The sequence below is a fragment of the Actinoplanes sp. ATCC 53533 genome (genome assembly GCF_003947245.1).
In genome coordinates this window covers 46,247-54,810 of record NZ_QHHV01000121.1, presented here as the reverse complement: position 1 = coordinate 54,810, position 8,564 = coordinate 46,247, and the positions used below count along the sequence as shown (strand labels likewise).

9 protein-coding genes are annotated in these 8,564 nt (G+C 69.9%); 5 read left to right on the top strand and 4 right to left on the bottom strand.

Annotation, left to right across the window (positions count from 1 at the left end; all coding sequences use genetic code 11):
- The coding region (locus tag DMB66_RS34645) for an ATP-dependent Clp protease ATP-binding subunit (protein WP_125808333.1) at positions 1-1,760 on the top strand (1,760 nt) is incomplete at its 5' end.
- A gap of 52 nt (positions 1,761-1,812) precedes the next feature.
- Here the strand turns inward: DMB66_RS34645 and DMB66_RS34640 are convergent.
- Positions 1,813-1,992 (bottom strand): hypothetical protein, encoded by a 180-nt coding sequence (locus DMB66_RS34640; protein ID WP_125808332.1) that lies wholly within the window; start codon positions 1,990-1,992, stop codon positions 1,813-1,815.
- A 349-nt stretch (positions 1,993-2,341) separates the two neighbouring features.
- Here DMB66_RS34640 and DMB66_RS34635 point away from each other — a divergent pair, with 349 nt between their 5' ends.
- The 4 genes from DMB66_RS34635 to DMB66_RS34615 all read left to right on the top strand — a co-directional run bounded on the left by DMB66_RS34635 (position 2,342) and on the right by DMB66_RS34615 (position 6,412).
- Positions 2,342-3,367 (top strand): hypothetical protein, encoded by a 1,026-nt coding sequence (locus DMB66_RS34635; protein ID WP_199752790.1) that lies wholly within the window; start codon positions 2,342-2,344, stop codon positions 3,365-3,367.
- A 92-nt stretch (positions 3,368-3,459) separates the two neighbouring features.
- A complete protein-coding gene (locus DMB66_RS34630; protein WP_125808331.1) occupies positions 3,460-4,428 on the top strand; it encodes a hypothetical protein in 969 nt (322 codons plus the stop codon).
- A gap of 826 nt (positions 4,429-5,254) precedes the next feature.
- Positions 5,255-5,632, top strand: a complete 378-nt coding sequence (locus DMB66_RS34620) for a helix-turn-helix transcriptional regulator (RefSeq protein WP_092549981.1) — start codon at positions 5,255-5,257, stop codon at positions 5,630-5,632.
- A gap of 108 nt (positions 5,633-5,740) precedes the next feature.
- Positions 5,741-6,412, top strand: a complete 672-nt coding sequence (locus DMB66_RS34615) for a class II aldolase/adducin family protein (protein WP_233625051.1) — start codon at positions 5,741-5,743, stop codon at positions 6,410-6,412.
- Positions 6,413-6,475: 63 nt separating this feature from the next.
- Here the strand turns inward: DMB66_RS34615 and DMB66_RS34610 are convergent, their stop codons facing one another.
- The 3 genes from DMB66_RS34610 to DMB66_RS34600 all read right to left on the bottom strand — a co-directional run bounded on the left by DMB66_RS34610 (position 6,476) and on the right by DMB66_RS34600 (position 8,484).
- Positions 6,476-7,156, bottom strand: a complete 681-nt coding sequence (locus DMB66_RS34610) for a hypothetical protein (protein WP_125808329.1) — start codon at positions 7,154-7,156, stop codon at positions 6,476-6,478.
- Positions 7,149-7,637, bottom strand: coding sequence for an RNA polymerase sigma factor (locus tag DMB66_RS34605; RefSeq protein WP_125808328.1), 489 nt, complete (start codon positions 7,635-7,637; stop codon positions 7,149-7,151). The genes DMB66_RS34610 and DMB66_RS34605 overlap by 8 nt, the downstream gene beginning before the upstream one ends.
- A gap of 67 nt (positions 7,638-7,704) precedes the next feature.
- Complete coding sequence (locus DMB66_RS34600; protein WP_125808342.1) at positions 7,705-8,484, bottom strand: DedA family protein; 780 nt, start codon at positions 8,482-8,484, stop codon at positions 7,705-7,707.
- Between the last annotated feature and the right edge of the window lie 80 nt (positions 8,485-8,564).

Sequence of the window (8,564 nt, the reverse complement as noted above, 5' to 3'; positions counted from 1 at the left end):
CCTTCCTCGACGAGCTGCACACCGTCGTCGGCGCCGGCAAGGGCGAGGGCTCGATGGACGCCGGCAACATGCTCAAGCCGATGCTGGCCCGCGGTGAGCTGCGGATGGTCGGCGCGACCACGCTGGACGAATACCGCGAGCACATCGAGAAGGATCCCGCCCTGGAGCGGCGCTTCCAGCCGGTCGTCGTCGGCGAGCCCACGGTCGAGGACACGATCGGCATCCTGCGCGGGCTCAAGGGCCGCTACGAGGCACACCACCGGGTGCAGATCACGGACGGCGCGCTGGTCGCGGCGGCCGCGCTCTCCGATCGCTACATCAGCGACCGGTTCCTGCCCGACAAGGCGATCGACCTGATCGACGAGGCCGCCTCCCGGCTGCGCATGGAGATCGACTCCCGGCCGGTGGAGCTGGACCAGCTGCAGCGCCAGGTCGACCGGATGCGGGTGGAGAAGCTAGCGCTGGCGAAGGAGACCGATCCCGCCTCGATCACCCGGCTGGAGCGGCTGGAGCGCGACCTCGCCGACCGCGAGGAGGAGCTGACCGCGCTCAACGCGCGCTGGGAGCGCGAACGCAGCGGCCTGAACCGGCTCGGCGAGATCAAGAAGCAGCTCGACGAGGCGCAGGCGGAGCTGGAACGCGCCCAGCGCGACGCGGAGTGGGAGAAGGCATCCCGCTTGCAGTACCAGGAGATCCCCGCGTTGACCGCCGAGATCGAGAGCGCCTCGGCGGCCGAGGAGGAGAAGACCGAGCCGCCGATGGTCAAGGAGGAGGTCGGCGCCGACGACATCGCCGAGGTCATCGCCTCGTGGACCGGCATCCCGGCCGGCCGGATGATGGAGGGTGAGACCGCCAAGCTGCTGCGGATGGAGGAGTCGCTGCAGGCCAAGGTGGTCGGCCAGGTCGAGGCCGTGGCCGCCGTCTCCGGAGCCGTACGCCGGGCCCGCGCCGGCGTGGCCGACCCGGACCGCCCGACCGGCAGCTTCCTGTTCCTCGGCCCCACCGGCGTCGGCAAGACCGAGCTGGCCAAGGCCCTGGCGGGCTTCCTCTTCGACGACGAGCGGGCCATGGTCCGCATCGACATGAGCGAGTACGGCGAGAAGCATTCCGTCGCCCGGCTGCTGGGCGCCCCGCCCGGGTACGTCGGTTATGAGGAAGGCGGCCAGCTCACTGAGGCAGTGCGGCGCCGGCCGTACTCGGTGGTGTTGCTGGACGAAGTGGAGAAGGCCCACCCGGACGTCTTCGACGTGCTGCTGCAGGTCCTGGACGACGGCCGGCTCACCGACGGGCAGGGCCGTACGGTCGATTTCCGCAACGCGATCCTGGTGCTGACCTCCAACCTCGGCTCGTCGATCATCTCCGACTTCACGCTGGGTGAGGAGGAGCGGCGCGAGGAGGTCATGGCGACCGTGCGGGCGCACTTCAAGCCGGAGTTCCTCAACCGGCTCGACGACATCGTGGTGTTCCAGGCGCTGACCGCGCGGGACCTGGCGGCCATCGTGGACATCCAGCTCGGCCGGCTGCGGCACCGGCTCGCCGACCGCCGGCTCGCCCTGGAGGTCAGCGAGACCGCGGTGCTGTGGCTCGGCGAGCGGGGTTACGATCCGATCTACGGGGCGCGCCCGCTGCGCCGGCTGGTGCAGTCGTCGATCGGCGACTCGCTGGCCCGGGCGCTGCTCGCGGGCGAGATCGTCGACGGGGACACGGTCCTGGTCGACCTGAACGACGCCAAGGACGGCCTGTCGGTCCGCCGGGCCTGAGCAGGGCATAAAGAAGAGGGGCACCCGTCGGGTGCCCCTCTTCTTCGTTCTGTCAGCTGGCCCGTGCCTGCCGCTGCCGGTAGGCGTGGGTCATGAGAATGTCCGTGAAGGCGTGCTCGCCGTCGGACGACCAGATCCTGATGCCGTCGCGGTGCAACTGGTACCGGACGTCGGTATAGCTGGTTCTCGTGTCGTCATGGTGCACGACGGTCAGGGTGTCTGCGTGTGGCATGGGACTCACCGGTCCTTGTCGAGTCTGGGGCGGCCGCGGCGTGGTCACGCGGCCGGCGCAATCGGGAAGGTGCCCGTATCCGGTCTGCCTTGGCCCCGGCGTTCATCAGGCGGGGGCGGCGACCCGGTCGGGCAGGGGGCGTCACCGGAGGACTCTGCTGCCTTCGGCGCGCCACGAGGTGGAAGTGTATGGGTCGCGTTCGACTTCTGTCGTCCCCCTGAACGAGCGACCTAATTCGTGCGATTTCGTCCTACATCGGGCGATGTTGCCACAGGTTGTGGGCCGGTGTCGGCCGGTCGACGGATCTGGCAGCCGCCCGATACCGTGGTGGATCTAGGAGGTAGCGCCCGTGTCTGCTCCGATGTACCCCGGAACGCCCGCACCGCCAGCGCGTCCGACGGTCGTCACCGTCTCGTCGTATTTGCTCTACCTCTGCGCGGCCGCCTCGATCATCTCCGCGATCCTCTCGCTGACCACGGTCGGAACGATGCGGCGCGTCTACGGCGACCTCTACGCCGACACCACCGGCGCCGGGACGGAGAGCATCATCGTGGCGGCCAGCGTGATCGTCGTGGTGATCAACATTCTCTTCGCCGCCGGCCTGGCGATCCTGGCGATCTACAACAACCGCGGCCGGCAGCCGGCCCGGATCACCACCTGGGTGCTCGGTGGCATCTACCTCTGCTGCAGCGGCTTCGGCCTGCTCGGCAACGCGGCGACCAGCGGGATGACCATGGACGGCGGCAACTCCGGGCCCAGCGCCAGCGAGATCGAGTCGCGGCTCTCCAGCGAGTTGCCCGGTTGGTTCACGCCGCTCACCACGCTGCTGACCGTGGTGGTCGTGCTGGCGCTGCTGGCCGCGGTGATCCTGCTGGCGCTGCCGGCCGCGAACGCGTACTTCCGCAAGCCACAGCTGGCCTGGGACCCGCTGAACCCGTACCCGGGATATCCGGGGCAGCCGCAGGCCTACCCGGGCTACCCGAGCCAGTCGCCGTATCCGACGTACCCGGGCCAGCCCTACCCCGGCCAGCCGTATCCGGGCCAGCCGTACCCCGGCCAGGCCGGCCAGCCGCCCTATCCGCAGAGCCCGCCGCCCGGCGGCGTGGGGGAGGCCACACCGCCACCCCATTCCGGTACGGGTGGGCAGCCGCCCTACCCGCAGAGCGCGCCGCCCGGGGGCACCGGGGATGCCACACCGCCGCCCGGTTCGCCGCCGCAGACCGACGGAACCGGTTACGGACCCCCGCCGGGCCCGACGAGTGGCGAACCACACACCGGCAGCGTGCCACCCACCGATCCGTGGAGCGCGCCGCCGCCCCCGTCGCCCCCGTCCCCCGATGACAAGCCGGGCCGGTCGCCGACCGATCCCGCCTGACCCCCGCTCTCGTCGCGCGCCGCTGGGTATCCCCGGCGGCGCGTCGCGCGTCCGGGTAGGTTCGTCCGCAACGGATCACCCGGGAGACGTCCATGTCGTACGCAATGCAGCCGCCGGCAGTCGCACCGGCCCCTACCAGCGCACCCCGCCGGCCCGCGTCGGTGGCGTCGGCCTCGGCCCTGCTGATCCTGATGGCGGTGGCCGGCCTCGGGTATGCGATCGCCACGTTGGCGATCGCCCCGGGCACGGTCGACCGGTTCCGCGCCGCCGCCGCCGGCGGAGACAGCGTGGACGTTGACGGCTTCGTCACAGTGGTCTGGATCGGGGCCGCCCTCGGCGCCGTGCTCGCCGTGATCCTCTTCGCGCTCTACGTCGTGCTGGCGCTGGGCCTGCGGCGCGGCAGCAACGCCGCCCGGATCGCCACCTGGGTGGTCGCCGGGCTGGGCCTGCTGGCCGGCTGCGCCACGACGGCGACCGTGGCCGTGGAGCGCAGTGGTGACCCGGTGCAGGGCTCTCTGTCCGCCGCGCTGTCGGATGCCTACCCGGGGTCGTGGATCTCGCTGAACGTGGCCCTGGCGGTCGCACAGATGCTCGGCTACGTCCTCGTGGGCGTGCTTCTGCTGGCGAGCCCGGGCCCGTTCTTCGGCCGCGCGCCGAAGCCGCTGCCGCCGGACCCCTTCGCCGCGCCCGGCTACGGCGCTCCGGGTGCCGCGCCCGGTTACGGCCCTGCGGGTGCCGCGCCTGGCTATGGCCCTCCTGGTGCCGCGCCTGGCTACGGCCCTCCTGGGGTCGCGCCCGGCTATGGCCCTGCGGGTGCCGCGCCCGGTTATGGCGCTCCGGGCGGGGCCGCTCCGGCCTATGGCGCTCCGGGCGGACATCCGGCCCCGCCGGATGGTTACGGCCCGCCACCAACGGGTGGTTACTCGGTGCCACCAACGGGGGGTTTCGGGTCGCCGCACCCCTCCGCGGCGGCGCCGCCGCCGGGTTCGCCGGGCGTCCCGCGGACCGGACCGGGGCAGCCGGGTCCGGATGATGAGTACTGGTCGCGTCCCTCCAGCTGACGGGCATCCCCGCATCGACGGTGGTATGTCACCCGAACGGGTACCGTTGACGGACGAGGATGTGCCGACTTTCGCTGTCTGGTCGCTTTCGGCTTGCCGGTCGGTGGGGGTTTTGCCGCTGTACGGGCAGTCGTGGCGCGATGACAACGGTGTCGGTGCGTACTCGTTCGATGACCGTCGTTGTATGCCGCCCCGGGCGGGGTGTGGCGGAAAGGTGCTTTGAGCTGCGTCTATACCTACCTGAAACAGGTCACCCGAGGTCCTTCAGTTAACAATATTTACTGTTAGGGCTGGGCTTTGCCGTGGGTCAATAGTTCCTTTCCGCCCCGGCGGGGCAGAACGTTCCGGTTTTGGGGCAGCCAGTACGCTCGATGTGATGGAAGACCATCACGACCTGCGTAAATTCATCACTGAATTGCCCGTCGCGCAGCGTTGTGTCGTGCTTTCATCGGGTCGTGAAGTTGACTGTGATGTCGACCCACGGCGTGTGACTGTGCAGTACAGAGCAGTTCCGACGACCGGGCGGGCGTCGGACGGTCTCCGAACGGATCGCGAATCGACAATGTGGGGCGGCTCACTCCGGGGGCGGGGATCGAGAGCTCGACGGCGTTGACCAGCGACCTGACGGCGGCTGAGGCGTTGCAGGAGGCAGAGACCGAAGTCGGTGTCGCGGAAATGGTTGATCGGAGTGCGGACGCTGCCCGTGCGGGGTGCCGGACAGACGTACCGATCGGCCTACCGTTCGACCGATCTCGGCCTTACGGCCTGAAAGTTAGCCGGTTCGTTCCTGCGCACATGCAGGAGAATCGATGCAGTTGGTGGAAGGATGGAGATCGTGGGAACTGCGTTGGCGGAAATGACAATGCCTCAGATCTCGCCGCTTGCCGGCGAGCCAATTGAACGTGCCGATGCCGAGCGACTGGCGGGAGTGCTCAAGGCACTCGCCGACCCGGCTCGGCTGCGGCTGCTCAGCCTCATCCAGTCCGCTACGGACGGTGAAGCGTGCGTCTGCGACCTGACGGCCCCGCTGGGGTTGTCGCAGCCGACGGTTAGTCACCACCTGCGGATCCTGACGGAGGCCGGTCTGCTCGAGCGCGAGAAGCGCGGCGTGTGGGCGTACTACCGGCTGGTTCCGTCCGCGATCGCTACCATCGCGGACTTGCTGACCCCGCCTCGCAAGCGGGCCACCAAAAAGGCTCGCTGAAGTAGACCCGACAAAGCCTGGCGTCACCGTTAATGGGGCGTGACGCCAGGCGGGCCACCTCCATCAGGATCCACCCCCCGGACCCGAGGAGTTGACGGGTTGAACTACGTGCCCGGCGATCTGCGCGACCAGCTCGCGCACGTGGGCTATGACGTGGTCCAGGCGGGACTGGTGTGCGGCTCCGGCGGCAATCTGTCCGCCCGGATTCCCGACGAGGACGCCTGCTGGGTCACCGCGAGCGGTGCCTGGCTGGACAGACTCGGCCGGTCCAGCTTCGCCCCGGTACGCATCTCCGACGGCGCGCCCGCGACCGTCGGCACGCTGCCGGCGCCACGCATAGTGCCCACCAGCGAGATCGCCCTCCACCTGACGTTGTATCGCGCCCGCCCGGACGTGAACTCGGTGGTCCATCTGCACCCGCAGACGGCGCTGCTGCTGGATGCGCTCGGCGAGCACATCCGCATCGTGACAACCGACCACGCCTTCTACCTGAAGCGCGTCTCCACCGTGCCGTTCCGCCTGCCGGGCAGCACCGAGGTGGCGGCGCTGACGGCGGCGATGGCGGCCGACGGCACAAACTGCCTGGTGCTGAGCCAGCACGGCTGCGTGGTCATGGCCGACTCGGTCGAGCTGGCCCACAAACGGGCCCGATACCTGGAAGAGGCCGCGGCGCTGACCTACCGGGCGCTGACCCTGGGCCGGCTGGAAAACCTCCGCGAAGTCCCGGAGGAGTTCTTGGACCGGCTGGCCACGCTCCCACCCTCAGCGATCTCCGTCTGACAACCGGGAAGCGCCCCCGCAGCCGGCTCATCCGAACCAGCCGCGGGGGTGCCGGTGGCGGCCCTACGAATGGCGGGTGAGCCTGGCGAAGGCGGCGCGCCCGACAGCCGACGGATCGGCTTGGATCCGGACGTAGACGAGTTTCGGCTTGGGTGCCCGCACGCTCACCTTGATCGGTGTCGGCTTGTCGCTGCAAGTCACCGGGTGCTCGAAGGTGTCGGGAGCGGGCGAGGTTGTCGTGGCCGGCGCAGCAGCCCAGATCTGGGCGCGAATCGTGCCTTCGCCCACGCACACCACCTCGACCACATAGCCGCCGTTCTTGTTCGTGCTGCTGGCTGATCCACTGAAGCCTTCGGAGCTTCGGACCGGACCCTTGCTACTCGAGATGATCTGCGGCTTGCCCTCAAGCTTGCGTTTCTCGTTGTCCACGCGGTCGATCCCGAGTGCGACAGCCGCCGCAGCCGCCAGGTGGTCGAGCTGGGCCTTGGACAGTGCCGACGGCGACGGGCTGGGCGTGGCCGGCGGCAGGGCGGTCCGGTCGGTGTCGACCAGTGCCGCCACCGTCGCGCTGCCGGCCACCGCGATCACCACGCCGGCGGCCACCGCGGCGACGCTGGTGCGTCGTCGTCGCCGTACCGCTCGCAGCGCCTCCGCCGATCCCGGTGGGCGGATGTACGTCAGATCCTCGGCGCGCATGAGGGCGAAGGCCGCCCGGGTCTGCTCCTCAGTCAGTTCCTCAGGCATGCGGTACCTCCGTGTATGCCGGGCCGAGCCGTGCGGCGAGCGTGACGCGACCACGGTGCAGCCAGGACCGGACGGTTCCCTCGGGCACCCGCTCGCGGTCGGCGATCTCGGCGATCGGAAGATCGGCGAGGTAGCGCAGCACCATCGCCCGGCGCTGGGCAGCCGGCAGCGTGGCCAGGGCCTCGACCAGCGCAAGGCGTTCGGGCCCCGGCCCTTCGACGATCGGTTCACTGCGCTGGCGGCTGTGGAACGCACGCATCGTGCGGAGCCGCCGCCAGCGGCTGGTCGCCAGGTTCCAGGCGACGCGGCGGACCCAGGCGGCCGGGTCGTCGTAGCCGGAGACCTGCCGCCACCGGGCGAGTGCCCGGCAGAAGGCCTCCTGGACGACATCCTGCGCCTCGTGCCGGTCGCCGAAGTAGGCGTGCACCTGCACGGTGAGATCGGCGTAGTGCGCCGCGTAGAAGTCGTCGAAGTCCGTCATCGACAACTACACGCGGCGGCGATTCACATTGCTGCGACCTGCGGGGGAGAAAGTTTCTCGGCCTGGCCTACGCGGAGTGGCGAGGCTTGTGGTTGCGGTGGTCGTCCTCGTGGTCGTGGTGGTCGTGGTCGACGATCGCCTCGGCGATGCCCACCACGCTGGCCGCCGCCACGACGCCGATCGCCGTCGCCGGGCCGGGCTCCGCGGCGGCGTTCTTCTTGGCCTTCCGCTCGCGGAGCATCTCGATGATGATCGGGAGCACCGAGATCAGCACGATCAGCGCGACCACCGGCAGGATGTAGCGGTCGATCTTGTCGCCGATGGCGTCGTAGATCTGCTGGGCCAGCAGGTAGCCGATCAGGATGATGCCGTCGCACCAGAGGATCGCGCCGACCACGTTCCAGATGAAGAACTGGCGGGCCGGCATGCCCAGGGTGCCCGCCACCGGGTTGAGGAAGGTGCGGACGATCGGGATGAAGCGGGCCAGGACCACCGCCTTGGCCGGGCCGAACTTCTCGAAGTAGTACTCCGCCTTCTCGACGTACTCGCGCTTGAAGAGCTTGCTGTCCGGGCGCTCGAACATCCGCCGGCCGTACTTCGCGCCGAGCAGGTGGCCCAGCTGGGCGCCCACGATGGCGCACAGCGGCGCGCCGATCAGCAGGCCCACCAGCGAGATGCGGGTGCCGTCGCCGAAGATCGAGTCGGCCACCGGCGAGGCCGCCACCCCGGCCAGGAACAGCAGCGAGTCGCCGGGGAAGAAGAACCCGACCAGCAGGCCCGTCTCCGCGAAGAGGATCGCCCAGACGCCGATCAACCCGAAGGTCTGCAGCAGGTCCTTCGGGTCCATCGGGTTGAGGGCTAGCTGCTCGGAGAGCGCACGGATGTCCACGAGGAGCCAGGGTACCGGCCGCTGCCATGCCGGTACCT